Source organism: Rhizobium sp. A37_96 (assembly GCF_053521765.1).
Genome location: NZ_JBNWDS010000009.1, coordinates 59,053 through 84,029, shown reverse-complemented (window position 1 = coordinate 84,029; position 24,977 = coordinate 59,053). Strand labels below are relative to the sequence as shown.

16 protein-coding genes are annotated in these 24,977 nt (G+C 62.0%); 11 read left to right on the top strand and 5 right to left on the bottom strand.

Annotation, left to right across the window (positions count from 1 at the left end):
* Positions 1-7: 7 nt before the first annotated feature.
* From ACQZ6J_RS21530 to ACQZ6J_RS21495, 8 genes are all read left to right on the top strand, one after another.
* Positions 8-802 carry a 6-phosphogluconolactonase gene (locus ACQZ6J_RS21530; protein WP_449085550.1) on the top strand — a complete coding sequence of 265 codons (795 nt, stop codon included), beginning with the start codon at positions 8-10 and terminating at the stop codon, positions 800-802.
* A complete protein-coding gene (locus ACQZ6J_RS21525) occupies positions 799-1,785 on the top strand; it encodes an ROK family protein (protein WP_449085549.1) in 987 nt (328 codons plus the stop codon). The genes ACQZ6J_RS21530 and ACQZ6J_RS21525 overlap by 4 nt, the downstream gene beginning before the upstream one ends.
* Complete coding sequence (locus tag ACQZ6J_RS21520) at positions 1,782-2,681, top strand: carbohydrate ABC transporter permease (protein ID WP_449085548.1); 900 nt, start codon at positions 1,782-1,784, stop codon at positions 2,679-2,681. Before ACQZ6J_RS21525 ends, ACQZ6J_RS21520 begins: the two co-directional genes overlap by 4 nt.
* Positions 2,682-2,689: 8 nt before the next feature.
* Positions 2,690-3,511, top strand: coding sequence for a carbohydrate ABC transporter permease (locus ACQZ6J_RS21515; protein WP_449085547.1), 822 nt, complete (start codon positions 2,690-2,692; stop codon positions 3,509-3,511).
* Positions 3,512-3,541: 30 nt separating this feature from the next.
* On the top strand, positions 3,542-4,675 hold the full coding sequence (locus ACQZ6J_RS21510) for an ABC transporter ATP-binding protein (protein WP_449085546.1): 1,134 nt from the start codon (positions 3,542-3,544) through the stop codon (positions 4,673-4,675).
* Between the two features lie 11 nt (positions 4,676-4,686).
* Positions 4,687-6,000, top strand: a complete 1,314-nt coding sequence (locus tag ACQZ6J_RS21505) for an ROK family transcriptional regulator (RefSeq protein WP_449085545.1) — start codon at positions 4,687-4,689, stop codon at positions 5,998-6,000.
* A gap of 355 nt (positions 6,001-6,355) precedes the next feature.
* Positions 6,356-7,201 (top strand): lysozyme inhibitor LprI family protein, encoded by an 846-nt coding sequence (locus ACQZ6J_RS21500; RefSeq protein WP_449085544.1) that lies wholly within the window; start codon positions 6,356-6,358, stop codon positions 7,199-7,201.
* 25 nt (positions 7,202-7,226) lie between these two features.
* Positions 7,227-7,646 (top strand): lysozyme inhibitor LprI family protein, encoded by a 420-nt coding sequence (locus tag ACQZ6J_RS21495; RefSeq protein WP_449085543.1) that lies wholly within the window; start codon positions 7,227-7,229, stop codon positions 7,644-7,646.
* A gap of 145 nt (positions 7,647-7,791) precedes the next feature.
* Here ACQZ6J_RS21495 and ACQZ6J_RS21490 read toward each other — a convergent pair whose 3' ends face one another.
* Positions 7,792-8,880: a lysozyme inhibitor LprI family protein gene (locus ACQZ6J_RS21490; protein WP_449085542.1), complete on the bottom strand. Its 1,089-nt coding sequence runs from the start codon at positions 8,878-8,880 to the stop codon at positions 7,792-7,794.
* Positions 8,881-9,459: 579 nt separating this feature from the next.
* On the opposite strand from ACQZ6J_RS21490, the gene ACQZ6J_RS21485 reads away from it, so the two are divergent.
* Together ACQZ6J_RS21485 and ACQZ6J_RS21480 are read left to right on the top strand one after the other, a co-directional pair.
* A complete protein-coding gene (locus ACQZ6J_RS21485; protein ID WP_449085541.1) occupies positions 9,460-10,488 on the top strand; it encodes a DUF4424 family protein in 1,029 nt (342 codons plus the stop codon).
* Between the two features lie 68 nt (positions 10,489-10,556).
* Positions 10,557-12,422, top strand: coding sequence for a DUF4344 domain-containing metallopeptidase (locus ACQZ6J_RS21480; protein ID WP_449085540.1), 1,866 nt, complete (start codon positions 10,557-10,559; stop codon positions 12,420-12,422).
* Positions 12,423-12,493: 71 nt separating this feature from the next.
* Here ACQZ6J_RS21480 and ACQZ6J_RS21475 read toward each other — a convergent pair whose 3' ends face one another.
* From ACQZ6J_RS21475 to ACQZ6J_RS21460, 4 genes are all read right to left on the bottom strand, one after another.
* A complete protein-coding gene (locus tag ACQZ6J_RS21475) occupies positions 12,494-13,363 on the bottom strand; it encodes a hypothetical protein (RefSeq protein ID WP_449085539.1) in 870 nt (289 codons plus the stop codon).
* 133 nt (positions 13,364-13,496) lie between these two features.
* Positions 13,497-14,555: an AraC family transcriptional regulator gene (locus ACQZ6J_RS21470; protein ID WP_449085538.1), complete on the bottom strand. Its 1,059-nt coding sequence runs from the start codon at positions 14,553-14,555 to the stop codon at positions 13,497-13,499.
* 303 nt (positions 14,556-14,858) lie between these two features.
* Positions 14,859-16,067, bottom strand: a complete 1,209-nt coding sequence (locus ACQZ6J_RS21465; protein ID WP_449085537.1) for a DUF3422 domain-containing protein — start codon at positions 16,065-16,067, stop codon at positions 14,859-14,861.
* A 253-nt stretch (positions 16,068-16,320) separates the two neighbouring features.
* Entirely contained in the window at positions 16,321-22,926 is a 6,606-nt protein-coding gene (locus tag ACQZ6J_RS21460; protein WP_449085536.1) for an IPT/TIG domain-containing protein, read from the bottom strand.
* Between the two features lie 729 nt (positions 22,927-23,655).
* On the opposite strand from ACQZ6J_RS21460, the gene ACQZ6J_RS21455 reads away from it, so the two are divergent.
* Positions 23,656-24,954 (top strand): MgtC/SapB family protein, encoded by a 1,299-nt coding sequence (locus ACQZ6J_RS21455; protein ID WP_449085535.1) that lies wholly within the window; start codon positions 23,656-23,658, stop codon positions 24,952-24,954.
* Positions 24,955-24,977 lie beyond the last annotated feature (23 nt).

Here is a 24,977-nt window from a genome sequence, read left to right as displayed (position 1 = left end):
GACAAACTTGCGCGCGCATTCCGCTGAAATCCTGAACACGCCCGCCGAGATCGGCGACGTGCTGGCCACCGACATTCTAGCCGGAATTGCCGCAGCACGCGCCGAAGGCAAACTGTTTCTGCTGGGCTGCCCGAGCGGACGATCGCCAAAGCCGGTCTATGACGCAATGGCCGACAAGGCCGCTGCCGGCAATCTCGATCTGTCCAATCTCGTCCTGGTCATGATGGACGAGTATCTCGGCGGCGGCGAAGACGGTCTAGGCCTTTGCCCGCCGGACGCGCATAACAGCTGCCGCCGGTTTGCCGAACACGATATCCGCCAGCGGCTGAATGCCGGGATCGAGACCGCGCATCAGGTTCCCAAAGAACATGTCTGGTTTCCGGACGCAACGGATCCGGGTGCCTATGACGCCCGCATCCAGGCGGCGGGCGGCGTCGACCTCTTCATCCTCGCATCCGGCGCGACGGACGGCCACGTCGCCTTCAATCCGCCGGGCAGCCCGGCCGATGGCCCAAGCTGTATCGTCAAGCTTGCCGAGGAAACGCGCCGCGACAATCTCGGCACCTTCCCCGATTTCCCCTCGCTCGATGCCGTGCCGCATCACGGCCTCACCGTCGGCCTCGGCACCATCTCCAATCTCTCGAAAGCCGTCGCCATGGTCATCCACGGCGCCCATAAGAGGGAGGCTGCCAGCCGCCTGACGCAAAGCGACAGTTTCGATCCGCAATGGCCGGCCACCATCATTCATCGCTGCAAGCAAGTTCGCATCCTGCTCGATACCGCGGCGGCGGGGAAAATATGACAGGCCGCGGTATCGAGGAATCTTCAATTCCAGCGCGTCAGGGCGCGGACTACCGTATCGGCATCGATCTCGGCGGCACCAAGATCGCCGCCGGCCTGGTGGATATCGAAACAGGTGCCGTAACCCATTTCCGGCGCAGGCCAACCCCCGTTGATGCAGGCCCTGCCGCCATCATCCGCGATGTCGCCGATATCGCCGCCGAAATCATCGCCCTGGCAAATGCCGAGGACAGGGTTCCGACATCGATCGGTATCGCCGTCCCCGAGCTTGTCGATCTCGAAGGCCGCGTCTGCAGCGACTGGAACTTCTCGATCGAGACGATCCGCACGCAGGTCGAAAATATGCTCGGCATCCCGGCGATGGTCGACAGCGACGTGCGCGCCGCCGCTCATGCCGAAGCCCGCTTTGGAGCCGGCGCGCTGCATCGCAGTTTCGTCTATGTGTCGCTCGGCACGGGCATGAGCTACTCGCTCGTCATCGATGGCCAGCCGTGGTCCGGCGCCAACGGCTTTGCCATCCACTTCGCCAGCTCGCCGCTGGCGCTTCCCAAGGAGGATGACACCGGCTTGACCGTTGCAAACGCCGAGGATTTCGCCTCCGGCAAGGGCATGCAGCTTTCCTTTGCCCGCCGTAGTGGACTGGCGCCCGAAGACGGCGTCCGCACGCTGGAATCCTTGAGCGCCGAAGGCGATCCCGTCAGCACGCGCGTGATCGACGAGGCGGCGGAAGTGACCGGCCGGCTGATGGCGCAGATGGTCAACATGATCGATCCCGAGGCGGTGGTACTCGGCGGCGGACTTGGCTGTTCGACCGGCCGATATCGCACGAAACTGGAACAATACATGCGCGAGAACATCTGGGCGGAGCGATGCCGGTCGATCCCGCTGCTTCACGCAGCGCTCGGCGAGAACGCCGGCGTTGTCGGCGCCGCCCTTGCAACACCGCCCGGCAACAGCCGGCAAACAATCAGGGTTACGGCATGACGGCGCAGACAGCTCTCCAATCCAGCTGGACCAAGCGTATCGAACCATGGCTTCTGCTTGCCCCGATGCTGATCGTGCTGGCAACGGTCACCGCATGGCCGCTTGCCCGCACGGCATATCTCTCCTTCATGCACGCGTCGCTCGATGCCGGCGACCTGCCGCGATTCGTCGGCTTCGGCAATTATCTGGCGCTGATGAAGGATGGCGACTGGTGGCATGCCGTGCGCAACACCGCTTTCTTCGCGGCGACGTCCGTGACGCTCGAAACGCTCGCCGGCGTCGGCATCGCCCTTCTGATCGACAGCCAGATCAAGGGTCGCGGCGCTTTGCGCGCCGTCATGCTGATCCCCTGGGCGATCCCGACGGTGGTTTCCGCGCAGATGTGGCAATGGATGCTGCATGACCAGTATGGTGTCGTCAACGCGCTCCTCATCAAGCTTGGCTTCATCAGCCATGGCATTGCATGGACGGCCGGAACCGGCACGGCGATGGCGGCGATCATCGCCGTCGATGTCTGGCAGACGACGCCCTTCATGGTGCTGCTGATCCTTGCCGGCCTGCAGATCATTCCTCGCGATCTCTACGAGGCGGCCAAGGTCGATGGCGCTCCCGGCTGGGCGCAGTTCTTCTACATCACCCTGCCCTTGCTCTGGCCGACCCTTGCCGTCGCCATCCTCTTTCGCCTTCTGGACGCCGTGCGCATGTTCGACCTTGCCTATGTGCTCAGCTCGAAGAGCCGGGAAACGGCGACCATCTCGATCTATGCCCGCCAGCAGCTCGTCGACTTCCAGGATGTCGGCTACGGCTCGGCGGTGGCGATGCTGGTGTTCCTGATGATCTCCCTGGTGGCAGCGGTTTATATCCAGCTGACCAAGATCCGATTGATCAGCGAGTGAGGATGCCGATGAAACGCCTTGCCAAAACCATCGCGCTGACCCTCCTCAAGATCGTCGTCGTGTTCTACACGGTCTTCCCGTTCTACTGGGCGATCGTCTCGTCGTTCAAAACAGGGTCGGCCCTGTTCTCGGTCGACTTCTTCCCGGCGATCGACCTCAGCAACTACAGCGACCTGCTGACCAACGGCAATTTCCTGCGCAACATCCTGAATTCCGCAATCGTCGCGGTATCGGTCGTGACGCTGTCGCTGATCTTTGCCATCACCTCGGCCTACGCGCTTGGGAAATTGAAGTTTCGCGGCCGCGGGGTCGTGCTGGCGGGGATCCTCGGCGCTTCGATGTTTCCGCAGATCGTCGTGCTCTCGGGCCTGTTCGGAACGATCCGCTGGCTCGGGCTTTATAACAGCCTCGGCAGCCTCGTTCTCTCCTACATGATCTTCAGCCTGCCTTTCACCGTCTGGGTGATGACCAGCTTCATCCGGCAGATTCCGGCCGAACTGGAAGACGCGGCTCGCATGGACGGGTGCTCGACGTGGGCGATGATCTGGCAGATCTATTTCCCGCTGCTGGCGCCGGCGCTGGCCAGCACCGGCCTGCTCGCCTTCATTGCCTCGTGGAACGAATTCCTCTTCGCCCTCACCTTCACGCTCAGCGATACGGTCCGCACCGTTCCGGTCGGCCTGGCGCTGATTTCCGGATCGAGCCGCTTCGAGCTCCCCTTCGGAACGATCATGGCGGCCTCCGTCATCGTCACCGTACCCCTGATCCTGCTGGTTTTGATCTTCCAGCGCCGCATCGTCTCCGGCCTGACGGCGGGAGCGGTAAAATGATGCGCTCTGCTACCAAGGAAAGAAACATCGATGGCTGACCTGTCCCTGACCAATGTGCGCAAGGCGTTCGGCGCCCTGACGGTGCTGCATGGGATCGACCTTACGATCGAAGACGGCGAGCTGGTCGTCTTCGTCGGCCCGTCCGGCTGCGGCAAGTCCACCCTGCTTCGGGCCATCGCCGGGCTGGAGGATATCAGCGGCGGCGATATCCGCATCGGCGGCCAGGTGGTCAACCATGTTGCCCCCGCAGAACGGCAGATCGCCATGGTGTTCCAGTCCTATGCGCTCTATCCGCATATGGATGTCTATCGGAACATGGCCTTCGGCCTGAAGTTCGCAAAGATTCCCAAGGATGAGATCGATCGGCGGGTCCGCAAGGCGGCATCGATCCTGAAGCTGGACGCCGTTCTCGACCGCAAGCCGGGCGCCCTTTCGGGCGGCCAGCGCCAGCGCGTCGCCATCGGCCGCGCCATCGTCCGCCAGCCGAAAATCTTCCTGTTCGACGAACCCCTGTCGAACCTCGACGCAGCCCTCAGGGTCAATACACGCATCGAGATCGCCAAGCTGCACCGCGAACTCGGCGCGACGATGATCTATGTGACGCATGACCAGGTCGAGGCGATGACATTGGCCGACAAGATCGTCGTGCTCAATAGCGGCCGCATCGAGCAGGTGGGAACGCCGCTCGATCTCTACCATGCACCCGCAAACCTCTTCGTTGCCGGCTTCATCGGATCACCCGCAATGAACCTGATCGAAGCTCGGGTCATCTCCCTTGCGGACGGCAATCTGCGGCTCGCGGTCGGCGAGCAACAGACGAGCCTTCCCTATTCCGGGGCCACGGTCGCGCCAGGCGCCAAGGTCACCATCGGCATTCGACCCGAGCACTGGATCCCCGGCGACGGGCCATCGATGAAGATCGAAGGCACCGTGGATCTGGTTGAGCATCTCGGCGAGACCAGCATCATCTATCTGAGGCTTGCCGATGGACAGATGCTCACCGTCCGCTATCCCGGCGATATTTTCTGCAAGGCCGGCGATCGCTTCGCGGCCGAGGCCCCTGTCGCGGCGGTACATCTTTTCAACGATGCGGGACAAGCTATGCTCGGGCGTCGCTCAAGCCCGGCTTATGGCATTCTCGGCCAGGAATTCCGGGCACGCTGAATGGAAACGGAATGACCGATACGCCAAAGACTGGGTCGGGATCGCCCAAGTTGACCAAGCTTGCCGGAGGACGGCAAAGGCTGCCCGACGTCACCGGCACCAATCTCGAACATTCCCGTATTTTCAACCGCCGCCTCATCTTCGAGGCACTATACCAATCCGGCCCGCTCAGCCGGATCGACATCGCCAAGCGGGTCGGGCTGACGCCGCAGACCGTCTCGGGCATCACGCGGGAACTGCTGGACCAGCAGTTCATTATCGAGACCGGCCGCTCGCAGGGCCAGCGCGGTCAGCCGCAGATCTATCTGGGGCCTAACCCGATCGCGGGCTTCTCCATCGGCATCCATCTCGATCGCAACCGTGTCGTCATGGTGGTGTGCAACCTGCTGCTCGACGTCATCGGCCGGAAAACCTGGACGGGCGACACCCGCGATCCGGATTCGACACTGAAGACCATTGCCGTCCTTACCGATGTCCTGATCGACGAGGCATCCGTGCCGCGCGACAAGATCTGGAGCATCGGCCTGGTCCTGCCGACGCTCGATGACGACATCTACGACTTCGCCACCAAGCAGCCCGGATGGGATGCCTGGGCGAATGTCCCGGTCGCCCAGCGCCTGAAAGATCTGTGCGGGCTGACCGTCCTCGTCGAAAACGATGCGACCGCCGCTGCCATCGGCGAGCATTTCGCGCGCAGCGACAAGGACAAGCGCAACTTCGCCCATCTCTATATCGGGTACGGCGTCGGTGCCGGCATGATCATCGACGGCATGCCCTTGAAGGGCGTCTGGGGCAATGCCGGCGAGCTCGGGTTGCTGCCCTTTCAACCCCGGCGAATGCGTGAAGACGGCGAGCCGCCGATCATTGATTCCGTTCTCTCGCTCAGCGGTATTGCCAAAGCACTCGACTGGACGATCGAGGATGCCGACGCGGCCGCGGCCGACGTTTCCATCCTTGCCGATCTCCATAGCCAGCGCGACCCGCGGCTTTCCGAATGGATGGAGGAAGCCGGCCTTTGTCTGCGCTTTCTCACGGCCATCCTCGAAAGCACGATCGACCCCGAATTCATTACGGTCGGCGGCTCACTGCCGCCCTCGATCGTCACGGCCCTGGTGGAACGGGCCTATCCGCTGCATCGCTCGCTCAGCGAACGCAAGGACAGGCTCTCGCCCCGGCTCGTCGTCGGCCAGCTGACCGACGATGCACCGGTTATCGGCGCGGCCAGCCTCCCCATCTTTGTCAACACGAACCCGAACTTCCGGCATCTCTACATTCGCCAGCTCGGTGACGAACAACGCCCCTTCGAGCAACCGACAAGGGGTTAAAAGGTTCGGTTTCCCATCCCGGTTCAGCGCCTTCGGAATAATCGCCAAGTGTGAGCCGGCCGATCGGGAGCAGCACCGATTACCGGCTCTCCAAACTTTTGGCGCTCGCCGCTTCATCGCCTCACGGCCAAGCCGCATGATGCGCGCGGTCGGTATAACAGCGTCCATAACAAGTGTACGCCCGTTCAGATTTCGGAAAACGCCTACAACTGGCAGCACTCTCCGGCTAATTGCGGGATCCGGACTTTTGCCTGCGATCACATCGCGTTGTCGCGGGCGCAAATTCGGATTCACGGTTTCTGCGCGGCGTGTATTCGCCGCTTGATCGCAAAGACAGTATCGAGGAAGCAGATTGATGTTCAGCATTCGACCACCCACCCTCCCGCGCCTTGCGATGACTGCCCTGATCGCGGGCTTCGGAGTGGGCCTAGCGGCGCCGGCCTGGGCGATCGACTGCAGCAAGGCAAGCGACCCTATCGACAAGAGAATCTGCGGCAATGCGGACCTCAAGGCGGCGGATGCAGCCATGGGCAAAGCCTACAGCGCGCTGATCAAGACCGCGCCGGATGCCGACGTCCGTTCCATGCTGGTCAACAGCCAGCGTCGCTGGATCGCCGCTCGCAACGAAGGATTGAATACCAATTCGGAAGGAGCGCCGCTGCCGGTCAGCGAACTGCGAAAGGCAATCGACGAACGAACCAAACGCTTGGACGACCGCTCCGGCAAAGGGCTGGTCGCTCAAGCGGAAGCCCAGCGCCGCTTCCTGGCAAAATATACCGGCGGCGCCTTTTCCGGCTTCGACACGAGCTGCGAGTTCATTCCCAACGACCGGGATCAGACGAGCTTCTCCTATCAGTGCTTCGGCGCAATGCACGTTCAGAACAAGGCGCGGCTTTGCAGCGCCAACACGGAATGGGCCACATGGTCTCTCTCGGAGGACTACGGGGTTAGCGCCATCGAGGGCGATACCGCCAAACTAACGGCAGTGTGCAACGATCAGTCCGGCAATATCTGCGGCAAGGACAAGGATGCGGGCGCAGAATCCGCCTGGTCGCTCAATCCTGAAAAAGACGGTCAGTTCCCTTCGGCCAAAACAGGCCTTCCCAAGCTGGATGTCGAAGGCATTTGGCCGCTGGAGGAGAGCGATGCCACATGGTTCGATCAATGCCTTACCAGTCCGAGCTATCCGCCGGCGCAGTAAGTGGCCTATTCCGAGGACAGAACATATGACCAGTCACCCAGCATTCTCATTCAGGGCCGGCGCATGTCGCATCCTTGTCGTCGGCCTCGGCTTCGGCGCTCTGCTTGTGCCCGGCCTGCTCGCGACGTCGACCATTGCCATCGGCGCCGGCTTTGATTGCAGGCTTGCCAAGAGCCGCGTGGAAAAGCTGATTTGCGCAGATCCGGGCCTTTCCAAGCTGGACGGCGAGATGAACGTATTGTTCGACAAGATCCAGGGCGAGACAGCCGGGCACGATGGCGAGACGGGAAAGGTCGTCGATCCGGTCGGCAAGGAGCAAACCCTTTGGCGCACGACGGTGCGCGACAAATGCAAGGACACCGCCTGCCTCAAAACGGCCTACAAAACCCGTTTGTCCGCCATGCGAAAGAACTGGGCCGAGGCTCTGGATCCCGCCGATCAATGAGGATTCTTCGATCTGCCGCAAGGCTGCGTGGCGGGTCCGGTCCGGTCTTCCTCCGCGCGGCGATAAAGAAGCTATCCGCTTCCGGAACTTGAACCGATCCGCCAGTGGAGCAACCTGACGGATCGATGGCGGAATGACCGTGTCTCTACCGGGACAGCCGGCTTTCCAACTCCGCGGCGCGCTTGGCCGTCGTTTCCACGGAGCAGTCATCGGAAACGATCAATGCGGCGGTGCCGCTATTCTTGTCGACCTCGCACCGCTTGTCGCGCTCGCCGATCCAGCCTCTCTGCTCGTCGCGCAATTGTGCCGCAGCAGCCTTGTCCAGCCTGGAGCGCAGTGCACGGTAGACGTCATTGAGGCGACCGTCCTGATACTTGTACTCCGAGGCGGCGCAATTCCGCATGGCGATGGTGACGCCACCGGATTTATCCAGGCAGGACTTGTAGGACGGGCGAATGCCGTCCGGCTGCTTGCCGCTCTCAGCCGGCTTCGACACCTGCGCCTCGGCTTCACCGGCGGAGGCCTTCTCGTCGGCCCGCCGATAGACCCGGGAAAAGCTGACATTGATCCCGCCGCACATGTGATTGTCGCCGACCACGAGATAGCGTCCGAGCTGGCTCATCTTGACCTGGCATACGCCGGGAGAGGACTTGTCCTGATAGGGGAGCAGCTTTTCGTCTTTCCTCTCCCCGCCCGACTCGTATCCGAATTTCGCCTGGGCCTGTGCGCCATCGATGAGGGCGGCGAACTGCCCACCCTGCTCGCCGTTGCCGAATTGCAGGTTGGCCTCGGCATCGATGCGGACCTTGTCCTTCTGCTGCTTTGCCGTGATCCTCGTCTCACTGTCGCCCCAGCGTCCGACCCAGTCGGGGGCAGGCGATTTTTCAGCCAATCGGTCCAGTGGCAGCCAGCCTGCCGTTTCATCGTTGTCGGGGCGTTTCGCCGGGCTGTGATATTCGGCACAAGCCTTGTTCCCATCCACACGGCTGACGATCACCTGATCGCCCGGCAGCAGGAACGCACCTTTCTTGCAGACAACGGATCGCTCGGGGCATTGGAATTCGACCTTGTCGCCCGGCTGGACTTCATAGAGGCGCGCCGCCAGCGGATCGTCATCCACCGCATCGAAGCCGAAGCAGTCCTTTTTCTGCTCCGCGGCGTTGACGACAACGGGAATAGACACCGCCAGAGCCGCAAGTGTCAGACGGCTAAAGGTGCCAAGCCAGGAACTCATGCTGTTATCCTTCCAATGAGACGGTGCTTTCAAAGCCGATAGAGTCTCCGGGGTGGAGAATCTCCTTCAGCTCCTCCCCGAAATACGGATCGCTACGGATGTCGATCAGGGCAACCGCGCAAGCGGGCCGTATCCGTCATGATTGCGGCCCGCTTGCAATGGCAGTTCGCCCGCAGCTCTACGCCACTCAGGAATTGCTGACCAGAAGCCGGTACACGCTTTGATAAATATAGACGCATGTGCACTTCTGCCGGACGCAAAGATATCGGCGCGTCGAACGCAGTCTGATAAGCGTCTTCGGCCCTGGGCGGCGGCACGGTCTGACGAGCGTGGCGACGGGGCATGTCGGATTTGCGTTCTAAACGACGGCCGACCGCTCCAGGCCCGGCCTGAAAGCGGGGCTTCGCACGCCGATGGCAGGCGGCCTCAGGGATGCATAGAGCTCCGGGCGCAGGTCTGCGGCTGAGACACGAGGAGGGGGACAGACACCTGTACATCCGGCGACGAGGCGTATTGCACCCTTGGATCGTCGGCGATTTTTACCCCGCTGGCCCTTCCCCCATCCGGAAAGAATTTACGATGCGCATTCATCTATTTGCCTGTGTTGGCCTGACGCTTTTGTCCATGCCGGCCCTTGCCGACGACAGTTCGGCGACGCTCGGAACCGGAGGTCTCGTCCTTCAGAAGACGGACAAGATCGCCCTCGTTTCGGAGGACTTGTACCTGTCGCCCACGGGCGTGCGCATCTCCTATCGCTTTCACAACCTGACGAACGCCGACTACGCCACGACCATCGCCTTTCCGATGCCCGACTTCCCGGGCGGGGGTTCGAACTCCACGACTGTGGTTCCGGATCCGGCGAGCGACAACTTCATGAAGTTTCAAACCGTCGTGGATGGCAAGCCGATCGCCTCGCAGCTCGAGCAGCGCGCCTTCATCACGGAGGAGGGCAAGCCGGACGTCGAGATCACCGAAAAGCTGCGGGCGCTGCACATTCCGCTTGTCCCGACCGTCGAGGCCACGCAGGCGGCAATCGGGCGCCTGACGAACGAGCAGCGCAAGAACCTGGCGGATGCCGATATCGTCGACCCCGGCGAGGAAAGCGACTATACGGGCCAGCGCGTACCGCTCTACCCCCTTTGGACCCTGAGATCCAAATACTGGCGCGACCAGACCTTTCCTGCGGGGAAAGACGTCACGGTTCAGCAGACCTATGTGCCCGTCGTCGGCAGCCTCTCCAGCCTGTCGCTTGGCTCTCCGGACATGGATCCGGACAGCCTGAAGGCCTACCAGGAAAAATTCTGCACGGACGCAAGCTTTCTCAAGGCCGCCGGCGCGCTCTACAAAAAAGCCGCTGACGATAATGCGAAGACCTTCCAGTCCTTCGAGCAGTATTTGTCCTACGTCATCATGTCCGGTGGCAACTGGGCAGGACCGATCGGCAGTTTCAAGCTGGTCGTGGACAAGGGAGACCCGAAGACGCTGGTCTCTTTCTGCGGCAATGGCGTGAAGAAGATCGGCCCGACCCAGTTTGAAATGGACATCAGGAACTACACGCCTGACCGCGACATCGACGTCCTGCTTCTGCGAACCGTCCCCGTTCAATGACCGCGCTTTCTCCAAAAGATCCAGTTCACGCCGAATAGACCATCGACATCCTCCGGAGCTCTTCCCCCATGAACTTCGCCTCGAGACCTTCTTCCAGCAAAGCACTCCTTGCGCTGGCTCTGCTGTTTGCCGTTTCCGGACCGGTCTGCACCCAGCCGGCCCTGGCCCAGACATCGGCTCAAGTGGAGCTGGATGGTTCGGATTCGATCGAGGGAAACCTCAACATATGGGAGCGACGGCTCACCCAGGAAGGGCTTATCCTTCTCGGCTACTACAACGGCTTTGCCGACGGCTCTTTCGGCCCGAGCGGCCGCAACGGCATCGCGAGCTACCAGCGTGATCACAACAGGCCTGCCACCGGCAAGCTTTCGGCCCGGGACGCCCTGGAGCTGGGAGGAACGGCGCTCGACCTGCGCAAACAGCTGCAATGGAGCTCGCTCGACAATTCCATCGCGGGAATGACGATCTCCTATCCCGCCGGCCTGCTGACACAACGGAAGGACAATACGCTCGGCGGCGAAAACCTGCAGACAGAGGATGGGGCGATCTCGTTGAAGACGGCCCGCTTCACCAATAGCGGCCCAAGCCAGCTCGATACGCTCTATCAGAACCTCCTGAACGAGCAAGGCAGTACGATCACCTACCAGCTCAAGCGGTCGAGCTGGTTCATCGTCTCCGGCAATGCCGGCGATCGTAAGTTCTATTCTCGTTTCGAGCAGAGGGGCAACGAGATCCGGGGCTACGATCTCAGCTGGAATGCCGACAAGAACAGCAAGGTCGTGGAAAATATCTCGGTGTTGATCTCCAACGGCTTCTATCCGTTCGGGGAAAATCCGTCCGACGGCGATCCGAGCTATCCGACATTGGCGAAACTTGCCGACATGGCGGGCGCCGGCGGACAAGACTCCTCCTCGAATGGAAGCGGCTCAGGCAATACCCCTCAGGCGCAACCCCAGCAAAGCAATGGTCCTGCCGATACGCAGACGGCACAGTCCGGCGACAAGGACGAGGGGCTTACCGAACAGAAGGACGGAGCGCTGCCGCCGCCCTCCGACGGCTCGCAGGTGACATCGGACGGCAAGGGACTGCGCTTCGTCTACCATTATTTCCCGCCGGAAGACCCAAAGCTGAACTATGCCTACAAGTGGGCCGCCGACACCCACCTGTTCCTGAACATTCCCGAGATCGACGGGCTCGACGGGCTTTTCGTAACGCCGCGCCCGCTGCACTACGTCACCCGGCAGTGCAATACGATCAATGCGTTCTACGACAGGAAGAACGGCGCGGTCTTTCTCTGTTACGAGATGATCGACAGTCTGTTGCAGATGGGTGAGGCTCTTTCAAAAGGCGCATCCGATCCGAAGGCTTTGACGGTCGAATTCGTTCAGGACAATCTCCGCTTCATCCTGCTGCACGAATCCGGACATGCCTTGATCGATCTGCTGGACCTTCCCGCCGTCGGCCGCGAGGAGGATTCCGTCGACCAGCTCGCGGCGGTGCTGCTGCTGTCGCATGTCGACGACCGGGAAACCAAGAACGACATCGCGCGCGTTCTTCAGCTGGCCTCCGTCTGGTTCAAGGTCAACAGCCAATCGTCGAGCGCCCCGGATGTGGCATCTTTCGCCGACGAGCATTCGCTCGATGCGCAGCGCTACTTCAACCTCCTCTGCATGGTCTATGGGCTTGATCCCGAGAGCAATGGTGCAATCGTAGAGAACGGTATGCTGCCGAAGGAACGAGCGGCCCGCTGCCCGGAGGAGGCGTCCAAGATCAATCGCTCCTGGGCGCGGCTGATACTGCCGCACTTCTCGCCACGCTTCCAGCCGAAGTCTGACGATAGCGGGGCCAGCCAGCAGACCACGGCAACCCAGCAGCCGGCCGCAGGCGACAATCCGCTCGAATGGGACAAGAAATCCAATCCCTTCGCCAAGTAGATGCCGATTGCCTCGCGGCCTTTCGCGGTGACGCCTCCTCTTGCGGGCGGATCACAAAAGGCCGTCAGCCGCTACTGCGACTTATGCCATTTCGACCGTTCGCAGACGGCGCCGTAGCCCGAAACGGTCGGCGTTCCGTCTCCAAAGCTGATGACGCCCAGCTCCATGTCGCCCTTGCGGTAGTAGTAACTGCAATAGGCGAAGCCGGTGCCGGCGCAATCGGTCGTTTCCACGATCCCCATCTTGCGAATGCTGTCGCCGAAGGGATCCGGATAGGATGGCGGCGGGCTTCGAAACGGCTCCCATCCCCTGGCAATGATTGCCTGGCGAGCGTCGGTGATGGGTTTGCCGTAAACATTCGGCACCACTGCCGCGCCATCGCAAACCTGCTCCTCGGCCGCCAGCGGCTTCACCTCCACATTCCGATCTCCCTCGAGCCAGATCTCTCCGACCGGCATCGAAACAAGATCACCGTCGAGAATGCGCAGATGGTCCTTGATCGCAGTGATCCTGCCGATCGACAGCTTGCTGCTCTTCTCGGCATAAACGAGCGCCAGCAATTGCGAGCCGTCAAAGACCGCGACATTGCCCTCGCTGATGTCGCAGGCCGAACCGGTCGCCTGTTCGAACTCTCCCGCAAAGCTGACGGCATCATAGGATCCCAATTTCGCCTCGCCTGTCACGCTCCATCCCAGGGCGGCGGCAATCTTGCCGCCCTTGCTTTTCAGCTCGGGCAGCACGCCGCATGTCGCGTCGGAAGCCGGTTGCGGCGCCTTCGGCAGCTTCTGAAGGCGCGTGATCTTCAAGCCCGGCACTTCGGATTTCAATGCGATCTCCGCGCTCGCGCCGACAGGCGATACGAGCGAGCCGACGGCGGTCAAGGCCAAAGCCAGGAGAACGAGACGGATTGATCTCGCGGAACGGTACAGAGGTGCAAACATGAACGGATGATACCTATGACTTGATACTTCAATGACCCTTGTCGACGGCTGACCGCCCTTGGAGGCATGCCAGTCGCCGAGCCGACCTCGTTCCCGCATCTCGGTCGCACACGACGCAGGCTGGCCTGTCGAACTAATTGTCGGGCACGCCGAACGGCAATGTCCAACCCGACGGACGATCGGTGCCTTCCGCGAGCCGAGGAGCGGGCAAGGGCTTCGCTGCCGAATTCCGCCGCGCGATGTTCTCCAGCGTCTCGCCCGGCGTATGGCCGAATTCCGCCTTGAACAGACGATAGAAATATTTCTCGTTCGAGAAACCATGACTCCAGGCAAGTTCCGCGATGTGGGGGCGCGGCCTGCTCGGGTCCGCCAGGAGCTGGTAGGCGCGATGCAGCCGCTTGCGCTGTATCTGCCGCATAACACCCCCATTGGCCTCGAACAGCTGATAGAGCTTCGCGCGCGAAACCCCGATATCGCGGCATACCTTTTCCGGCGTCAGATCCGCTTCGAGCAGATGCGCGTCGAGGTATCGCAAAACGCGGCCGAGCAACAGTTCGCGGATCGGGCGAGCCGCCTCCTGCATCGCCTCGGACGTGGAGGAAACCGCGGCCGTCAGAAGCTGCAATGTGGATTGCACGACGTAGGGGATCTCCTGCTCTCTCAACGTCGGAAGATTGCGGAACAGCGAAACGAGATGATCCGCCAGGAGACGGGCCACACCTGCAGTCAGCGTGCGCCCATGCAGGAGCGCCGTCTGGCTCGGCAGCAGGTCTCTTGGAACACCAACCGAAATGACGTCATTGGCTTCGACCACACAGTCGTTCACCTGAGCGGCATCCAGAACGAACAAGTCGCCGGCAGTCTTGATGGATGAGGTCCCCATCGACCGATAAACGAAACGGCCGCTTAGAACCAAGGTAAAACGGAAAAAATCATGTCCGTCGGCTCGAATGAGCCGGTCCGATCTCAGAAGCTCGTAGGCGGAGGCCCGCCCCTCGCCGAGCCACTTTCGGCCGGAAAGGATGAGGGGACCAAGGGCAGCCCCGGTCGCTTCGGCATCGAAGGGTGCGGAACCGGATTCCCGCAATCGACAGTCGCAATGATTGTCCTTGACCCAGGTGTGAAACCGATCCTTTTCAGGAAGATCGAGCGTCGAAAAATGAAAGATAGAACTGGAAGATATCTGCGCCATTGACCTATGCATTCCGCGGCCCTCTCGGCCTGCGAAAGTTAAATATGTCAACCTTCGCCTGCGGCAATAGTCAAAATTGAACGCCTTGCGTGTTAATTCGAACGCAGCCTAACCTGTGCCGCTGTCAAAGCCCCGACATGGCTTCGCGCTCTATCCAATATGGGAGCCGGCCCAAGTCCACGAACCTGATGCCCGCATGCGTGTCATCTGCAATGACATGGAGACGATGCTCGAAGCCGTGTCCGTCGACAGAGGGTGCCTTGGAGCGCCGCCGATTTCGTCAGGTCCGCGACCCTGGCATATCTATGACTTCAGCGCGTGCCTGACCCTCAGGATCGCAAGGGCGACCGCGCCGATGACGACGGGAATGGAGATCAACATGTAGACGGGATTGATGTGGAGGCCGGCGTGGTCCGCAGTCTCGAACGCGACCTTGATAAGGCTCAGAAGATAATAGCTGATGGCGATTATCGACAAGCCCTCGACTGCCCGCTGGATCTTGACCTGTGTTTCAGCCCGCTCGGCCATCGCCTGGATTTGAACGGCGTTTTGCACCTCGATTTCCACCTGGATGCGGGTTTGGAGCAGATCGATCAAATGCATCGTCGCGTGTGAGAGCTGCTCAAGACGCAACGCCGTTGCCTCGCAACTTCTCACCGCCGGCTTGAAGCGGCGCGCGACGAATATGCCAAAACGCTGGAAGCCCGGCACATGCGTTTCACGCAATTCAACGATACGCTCCTCCACGATCTTGGCGTAGGCGGCGGTGGCGCCGAAGCGGTTTCGCGTCTGTGCAGCTGCGGAAATCACCTCGGCGGAAAGCTGCGAAATCTCGTCCAGGAGACGCTTGTGCTCTTCCGCGGAGGTCGTCACATGACGATTGGTCAATTCGACCAGCTTTCGGTCATAACCACTGAGAACCGGGCCGAGCTGCCGGGCTTGAGGAAGCCCAAGCAACGCCATCACGCGGTAGGTCTCAATCTCATATACCCGCCGAACCATGCGACCGAGACGATAGGCATTCAGATCATTGTTAAAAAGTATGGTCCGGCTGCTATTGTCGCTCCCGACACGAAAATCCGAACAAACGAGCGCGGCTCCCCCGCCGATCATGGACGCCGCGGTGTCGCCAAATTGGAGCGCCGAGAGGAGAGGCCCAAGTTCAGCCGGCGCCGCCCCGCAAACAAGGATTTCCAGTCGGCAGATGAACGACCAGTCTGACAGCCCGGCCAGCCGCGCGGCCTCATCGATCGAAAGGGTGCCTTTCGGCCACTCCTGCGCGTCGGCCTTCAGCGAGGTGACCCGGGTGACGGTGACGAATTCTGTATGAAACTCGACTTGCGTTGGCGCGTCGGCTGATCGTTCATCCGCCTCGACGGTGCGATAGCTCGGATTGTAAGCCGCGGCCGCGGAACCCGTGAGCGCTATGTGCTCGACAATAGCGGGACCGGAGAAGTAGATCGACGGCCGCGCATGAAGCTCAGAATTGAAGTCGAGTGCGATCGTTTGCATTTAGCCCCCCGGCAAGCAGTGAAGCTATAGCGTTAGACTTGCCATTATCGCAAATATCAATCCCCGACCTCGGTGCGGCAGAATGTCCTGACGCCCTCCGGCAGGTCGGGAATGTCTCTCGCAGGGCCGGAACCAGGCCGCAGCCATACGCCGATTGCCGCCGGCGGCCTGATGACAGCGGAATGGCCGGGTAGAGCCGGTAGCGGCCTCCGCAAGGACATGCGGAGGCGATGTTTGCGTCTTTCCGTCTCGGCTAGAACTTCTTCGCCGCCGAGACCTTTGCGCCGACGGATGTCTCGCCGTCGCCCTCGATGTTGAAGAGGAGGCTGGTGTCGAGCATCCAGAAATTGGCCGTCTGCAGGGTCAAGCCGGCCGTGACCGCGCCGAATGCGCCCGCGCCGTCGAGACCGGAGAAACCGCCGGTCACCCCGAGCTTCGGCGTCAGCTTTGCACCGCTTTCGAGCGTGAACGACCTGGCGATCTCCGCGCCGAGGCTGACGCGGAACTGCTCCTCGTCGAAGCCGTCGATGGTGAGGGCGTCGCCGGCACCGTTCTTGACGGTGTAGTCGTCGACCGTTTCGGAGAAGTAGATCGCCCGCAGCTTCGGCGAGACCGTCGTGTCCTCGTCGAGGTTCCACTGCCCCTCGATCGAGGTATCGGCCATCCAGCGCGTCGTCCTGAAGCTGCCGTCCCAGAACTGCGTGTCGATGGTGTTGCTCGAGCCGCCATAGCGCAGGCTGCCGTTCCAGAACACGCCACGGCCGAGTTCTAGCGAGGCATAGGGTCCGGCAAGCCAGCCGTTGCCGGTGAGCTTGGCATCCTCATCAGTCGGATCCGTCATACGGTCATAGTGGAAGGAAAGCCCGATCAGCGCATGGTCGGAGATCAGATAATCCGCCCCCATGTTGATCATGGCGAAACTGCCCCACTTGCCGGTGCTGTCGTTTCCGCTCTTGTCGTTATGGGCGAGGAAAGCGCCGCCGATCCAGACGTTGAAGGGGGCGGACGCCGCATCCGCATCGCCGCCGGCCGCCCGGATCTGCGACAGGCTGGTGGAGAAGCCAAGCGTCATGCCTTCTTCCGACGGCGTCATGCGGCCGGTGACCGGATCCGTCGCCTTCTCCATCTGCCGGCGCTGCAGCAGGCCTGGCACCTCGATCGTGTTGGCGATCATGTTCTGCCGGGACTGCACGAAGCCATGCACGAGATTGTCGATATCCTCGGCAACCTTGCCGGCGTCGTAGCGGATATTATAGGTGACGGTGCCGGTATTGGAGGCCCCGAACGCGCTGACGAGCTTGTAGCCGATGCGCACCTGGCCGGAATAGGCCGGGTTCGGCGTATAATGCAGATACCATCCGACCGGCGTCGCGACCGGGCCGGCTGCGGCGAGCTGGCCCTGAATGATCGTCGCGGTGCCGGCATTGGCCGGTTCGACGAACGCCAGGTCGGCCGAAGTGAACGGACCGCCGGTCGCCCCGCCATTGAGATAGACGTCGGCGGGCGTCGAGCCGGCCGGCACGTCGATGACCTTGTCTGCGACGGTGATGGCGCGGGCCTTGACCTTCAGCGTATAGGACGCGCTTGCGGTCGCGCCATTGCCGTCACGGACCTGGATGGCGAAGCTGTAGTCGCCTTCGGTTCCGGCTGCGAGCGGGCCGGTCAGCTGGCCGGTCGAGATATTGAGCACCAGGCCGTTCGGCAGGCTGCCGGAGGCAAGGCTGTAGAGCTTCGTACCGGTGCCGCCGCTTGCCGAGATCTGCTGGCTGTAGGCCTCGCCCGCCATGGCCTCGCTGAGCGCCCCGCCAGCCGGCGTGAACACGAATGTGGTGGGCGGCGGCGCAATCGCGATCGTATAGGCGACCGATGTCGTGGCGTTGTTGGCATCGGTGGCGCCGATCGAGACGCTGTAATTGCCTGACGTCGTCGGCGTGCCGGTAATCGCCCCCGCCGCGTGGTTGAGCGTAAGGCCGGGCGGCAACGCGCCCGCGGTTACCGCATAGCTGTAGGGGCTGGTACCGCCCGAGGCAGTCACGGTCTGGCTGTAGGCGGCATTCATCATGCCGGCGGCAAGGGCGCCGCTTGCCGGCGAGAAGGACAGCGTCGGGGCGCTGACCGTCACGCTGACGGTTGCCGGCGCGGACGTGCCGGAGGCGTTCGTTGCGGTATAGGTGAAGCTGTCCGGCCCGCTATAGCCTGCCGTCGGCGTATAGGTGATCGCGGTTCCCGATGCGCTTGCGGCGCCATGGCCGGCTCCGGTCGCGACGGCCACGGAGGCCGCCGTTCCGCCTGTAATATTGAGCGTGATCGGATTGGCGGATGAGTTGGCGGCGACGGTTGCCGAGACGCTGCCGGCGATCGGCGGCTGGACGTTGGTCGTCAGGGTATAGGCCCTGGAGCCGTTGAAGGGTCCGCTCCCCGTTGAGCTGTCCGTTGCGGTGATAGTAAAATTGAAGCTGCCGGACGCGGTCGGCGTGCCTGAGAGCGCGCCCCCCGAAGACAATGTAAGGCCGGTTGGCAGCGCGCCCGCCGTCACCGCATAGCTGTAGGAAGCGGTGCCACCCGAGGCTGTCACGGTCTGGCTATAGGCTGTGGCAACGGTCGCGGCCGGAAGCGTCGCCGGTGCGATCGAGATCGAGGGCGAGGCAACCGTCAAGCTATAGGCTCTGGAGCCGCTGAACGGCGCGCCCGTCCCCGTCGAACTGTCCGTTGCGGTGATGGTGAAATTGAAGCTGCCGCCCGCCGTCGGCGTTCCGGAGACCGCACCCGCCGGGGACAGCGTCAGGCCGGACGGAAGTGCGCCGGCCGTGATCGCGTAGCTATACGCGCTGGTGCCGCCGGAGGCCGTGATCGTCTGGCTGTAGGCAACAGCGACCGAGGCCGCTGACAGGGTCGACGGGCTGACGGAAATCGTCGGGATGGAGACCGTGACGCTGACGGTCGCGGGTGCCGATGTGCCCTCGCTATTGATGGCAATATAGGTGAAGCTGTCGGATCCGCTGTAGCCCGTCGCGGGCGTATAGGTGATGGCGGTGCCCGATGCGGTCGCCGTACCATGGGCGGCGGCTGTCGCCACCGCGACCGAGGTCGCAGCTCCGCCTGTGATGTCGAGCGTGATCGGGTTGTTCGTCGAATTCGGCGCGACCGTCGCCGCAACGCCGTTGGCGACCGGCGGATTGGCCGTAACTGAAAGGCTGTAGGCCCTGGAACCCGTAAACGGTCCCGTACCGGTCGAACTATCCGTTGCGGTGATGGTGAAATTGAAGCTGCCGGACGCGGTCGGCGTGCCCGACAGAGTGCCGCCCGAAGACAGTGTCAGGCCGGCAGGCAGTGAGCCTGCCGTCACGGCATAGCTGTAGCCAGCGGTCCCACCCGACGCGGTAATGGTCCGGCTATAGGCAGTGTTGACGGCAGCCGCGGTCAGTATCGTCGGGGCGATGCTGATCGTCGGGTCGGCGATGGTCAGGCTGTAGGCCCGGGATGCGCTGAAGGGTGCGCCTGTGCCGGTCGAACTGTCTGTTGCGGTGATGGTGAAGTTGAAGGTGCCGCCAGCGGTCGGTGTACCGGAGACAACGCCGCCCGAAGACAGCGTCAGGCCGGCCGGAAGTGAGCCTGCCGTGAAGATATAGGGGCCGGTGCCGCCCGAGGCAGTCACGGTCTCGTTGTAGGAGGTGCCGATGGCACCCGCCGACAGCGACGCAGGGCCGATCGAGATCGTCGGTGCAGAGACGGCTATACTGACGGTCGCCGGCGCGGACGTGCCGTCGGCATTGGTGGCGGTGTAAGCGAAGCTGTCCGATCCGACGTAGCCTGCTGCCGGCGTATAGGTGATCGCGGTGCCGGAGGCCGTCGCAGTACCATGGGCCGCCGCCGTCGAGACCGCGACCGAGGTTGCGGCTCCGCCCGTGATGGCGAGCGTGATCGGGTTGGCGGAAGAGTTCTGCGCGACCGTCGCCACAACGCCGCTGACGACCGGCGGATTGAGGAAGGCATAGCCGTTGGTCAATATCGCCGAACCACCCGGCGCGGTGACCGCAACATCGACCGCGCCAGCCGCATGAGCCGGAGTGGTCGCAGTGATCTGCGTCGCGCTGTTGACGGTGAAGCCGGACGCCGCAGACCCACCGAAGGTTACGGCAGTCGCGCCCGCCAGGTCCGTGCCGGTGATCGTCACCGAGGTCCCGCCTGCCTGTGGGCCTGAACCTGGCGAGATCGCCGTCACTGTCGGGATGGCGGCGAGATAGGTGAAGCCGCTTGTAAACGTCGCGGAACCTGCAGTCGTCATGACCACGATATCCGCCGGACCTGCCGCGTGAGCCGGAGTGGTCGCGGTAATCTGCGTTGCACTGTTGACGGTGAAGCTCGTCGCAGTGGTTGCGCCGAACGTCACTACCGAGGCTCCGGTAAAGTTCGTGCCCGTGATCACCACCGTCGTCCCTCCCGCGGCGGGACCGGTATTCGGACTGACCGAGCTCACGGTCGGAGCAGATACATAGGTGAATTGATCCGACGCGGCTGTCGCACTCGTGCCGCCGGCCGTCGTCACCCTGATATCGACGGTCCCGGAGCCGGAAGGCGCGGTTGCGGTGATCGAGGTCGCGGAATTGACGGTAAAGCCGGAAGCGGCTGTTGCCCCGAAGGTAACGGCTGTCGCCGTGGTGAAATTGGTTCCGGTGATCGTCATCGTCGTGCCGCCGATGCTCGGCCCTGACGTCGGACTGATGCCGGTTACCGCCGGGGCTGCGAGGTAAGTGAACTGATCGGCGGCGGATGTTGCACTCGTGCCGCCGGCCGTCGTCACAACGATATCGACCGTGCCGGTGCCCGCCGGCGTCGTCGCCGTGATTTGCGAGGCACTATCGATGGTAAAGCTCGTCGCGGCCGTCGCTCCGAACGTCACCGAGGTCGTATCGGAAAAACCGGTGCCATGGATCACCACGGTCGTCCCACCGGCGCTTGGCCCAGCGGTAGGGCTGATACTCGACACCGTCGGCGCGGCTATATAGGTGTACTGATCGGCTGCCGACGTCGCGCTGGTGCCGTTGGCCGTGGTCACGCGTACGTCCACAGTTCCGGCCGAATTGGCGGGAGTGACCGCTGTGATCGAGGTTGCCGAATTGACGGTGAAGCTCGTTGCCGCCGTCGCCCCGAACGTGACTGCCGTGGCGCCGCTGAAACCCGTGCCCGTGAGCGTCACAACTGTGCCGCCGGCGACAGGACCGGCCGTTGGACCGATCGAGGACACCGTCGGCGCGGGAACATAGGTATACTGATCCGCCATCGACGTCGCACTCGTGCCGCCCGGGCTCGTAACCGTGACATCGACCGTTCCCGCCGCGCTGGCAGGTGCAACCGCCGTGATCGAGGTCGCGGAGTTTACGGTAAGCGAGGTCGCCGTCACCGATCCGAAGTGAACAGCCGTCACATTGGTTAGATTCGCGCCCATGATGGTGACCGTCGTACCACCAGCCAACGGACCGGAGCTTGGCAAGAGTCCCGTCACTGTCGGAGAAGCAACGTAGGTGTACTGATCGGCCGCTGACGTCGCGCTCGTGCCGGCGGCGCTCGTAACCGTGACATCGACCGTTCCCGCCGGGCCGGCAGGCGCAGTTACGGTGATCGACGTTGCCGAATTGACGGTGAAGCTCGTTGCCGCCGTCGCGCCGAACCTGACCGCCGTCGCACCCGTGAAGTTCGCACCTGTCAGGGTCACCGATGTGCCGCCGCCAGTCGGACCTGTCGCCGGCGAAATCGAACTGACCATGGGAACGGGCGAGCTGACCGTAATGGATCCAGATGCCGGTGTGACGTAGAAAGACGCTTCCGCGCCCGAAAGCGTATAGCTGACCACGACCGGGCCCGGTCCCGCATTGGACGCGGCGGTCACGGCGAAAGCCTGGGTTGCGGCACCTGAGAAATTCACGACTGGCGGCGTAAACGTCAGACCCGCGCCGGATGGTGTCACCGACACGGCGCCTGCGGCCGTTGCGGTCATCGTCAGGATGGACGAAGTATCGCCCTGCAGCAGAACCGGATATGCCGGCGGCGTTATGGCACCAAGAACCGTCATCGCCGAAGCCGCTGGCGCCGTATATTGCGCAGCATTCGGCCCGCTCAAGGCATAGGTGATCGCAGTCGATCCAGGTGTCGCATTGGCGGCGGCGGTCACCGTAAAGGTCTGGCTGGTGGTGCCGGCCCCAAACGTGATCGACGGCGGATTGAAGGTCAATCCCGCAGCTGTCGGGGTCACCGTCAAACCGGTGGCCGGAGCCTGAGACAACGTCATGCTCAGGGTGGAGGTTATGTTTCCGGCCTGCGTTACCGGATATGCTGGCGGCGTGATGGTCGCCGTGGCGCTGGCGCAGGTAACGGAGGCATGAATCGTACCGCCTGTCGCTTGCGACCAGGCATAGACAACGAAATCCGGATAAGCCTGGGTGGCCGTATAGGTGCCGTTTAAATTCAACTCTTGATTGATTGCGGCATATTGCTGGACAGGTATTTCCTCAGGGTCGCTAGCCCCTTCACTGGTATATAGCGCGAATCCCGACCCCATATTGGCATTGCTGTTGGTGCTTCCGCTGGAAGTGACCACATACGTAATCTTGTCACCGGCATCCAACGATAGTGGAGCCTGCCATTCTCCGGCATCGCCCGAAAATGTCTGGCCGCCGCCCCAGTAGGCATTGATGTCATCACATCCCGACGATGCGAACGACTGCGATGCGCAGGTGAGCTGAAGCGCCGCCGCGACAAGGCTGCCGGCAAGCATCCGGGTAAAAGCTGGAATGCGGCTCGTTCCGCTGGAAGCCTTCCGGAAAAAGGGGGCAGCAGTTCTCACGCGAAATCGAACGCTCATGTAAAATCCTACAGGTCGTCAAGACTGGAAATTTAGCTGCAAGACGATCTGCTGGCGCCTGAATCAGCGCCGTTCCCCCATCCGCGCGATCAAACTATACGTTTGAAATTGCTTTGGGAAATGCCATCCCTGTTCGAAAATTCAGATATTCTTACGTGTGTGTTTTTGGCAACAACCAATACGGGATACTTAGTTTCTCGATGCAAGCATAACGGAGGAAAGCTCGGGAAATTCGTATGAATTATTCAGTAGTCGTTGCCAAGAAATGCTCCGGGGGAAGAGGCGGGTTTTCCGGAATACTTCACGGTTTGGTAACTCAAGACGAACAAACCAAAGTCGCCTCGTGACGATTACACATCCCGGCGAAATCCGAACAAGCGCCCTGGAAAACAGTATTCAAAAAAACGCCAGGCCAATCGAAAAGCCAATCGACGTTCCTTGGTCGATCCGGTGGATATTCTTGGAGCCGAACTTAAGGCCTGTGAGAGATCATGCCTGTTTCGGTGATTGCCGGCCGGGGCGTTCGTCCACAAAAATCGGCTGCCGGCCGGTTTTCGGCGCCTGCCGGCATGTGAAACACCGCACCGGGGCGAATCACGACGCTACCTGCAATTGCCTTTACCCCTTCCGTATCTTGCCCGTGAAACATACAATGCACCTTCGTCGGGCAATTCGGGAAGAGGTGATTTGCAGCTCCCAGGGCGCAACCGCTTCGAACAAGGGATCGGGATGGAGAGCATTGAACCTTTCGAGCGCCTTGGTTTGGCGCTGGCTATCGGAGCGGTCATCGGCATCGAACGCCATTGGCGGGAACGCGATGAAAGCGCCGGAATGCGGACCGCGGGAATACGCACCTTCATGATCGCCAGCATGCTGGGCGGGCTTTCGGGCCTGATCGAGCAGACGCTCTCCGCTCCGCCCGCACGACACGGCCTTGTCGTCATCGCCATGTTTGCGATCTTCAGTTCGATCTTCGCCCTCTATCAGTACCGGGAATCGAACGCCGAGGGCAATTACAGCGCCACCTCGGTCGTCACCGCCATGGCGACCTTTGCGCTCGGAGCCTTGGCCGTGCTCGGCAACGCGCCGTTGGCCGCAGCCGGCGGGGTGGCGCTCGTGGCCATCCTGGCCAGCCGTGAGATATTGCATCGGTTCGTTCGAACGCTGAGCTGGAACGAGTTGCGATCGGCCATCGTCTTCCTTGCGATGGCCGTCATTGTCCTGCCGATATTGCCGACGGCGCCGATCGGCCCGTTCGGCGGTATTTCCCCCTCCGGCACCTGGCTACTGGTCGTCCTTCTGGCCGGCATCTCCTTTCTTGGATATGTCGCCGTCAAGGCATTGGGACAGGTACGCGGCGAACTCGTAGCGGGGGCGGTAAACGGCTTGATATCGTCAACTGCGATGGCCGTCACGAATGCTCGGCTCAGCATTGGCGGAGGATCCGCGGCACTGCTGGTCGCCGGAGCGACTGCGGCAAACGCCGTCTCGTATCTCAAGGTCCTTCTCTATATCGCCATCCTTGCACCGTCGATCGCGGGACGCCTCGGGCCTTCGCTGATTGCCGCCGCTCTTGCGATGGCCGCCTTTTCGCTGCTGTTTGCGCGGAACGGCACAACCGAACATACCGAAAGCCCTGCACGAAACCCGTTTGAATTGTTTGCCGTATTGAAAACCGCACTTCTCCTTGTTACCGTGGGTTTCCTGGCACGGGCGGCTGCGACCTGGTTTGGGGAGTCTGGTCTACTCGTCGTCTCGACACTTTCCGGACTTGCGGATATTGATGCCATCACCGTTACGATTGCTGGCATCCTCGATACTATCAGCGCCGAGTTCGCGGCGATGGCTCTTGGAGCAGCCGTCATCGCCAATACGGTCGCCAAAATGGCATATGCCTTCGCCCTCGGCGGCCGCGCCTATAGCGGTCGCTTCCTTATAGCCAGTACCGCCGCGCTTCTCGCCGGCATCTTCGTATTCAAGACAACCCCGCTGATGGAGTGGCTTGTGATGGAACGCTTGCCGAAATAACGACAAGATCGCCGATCGCCCGC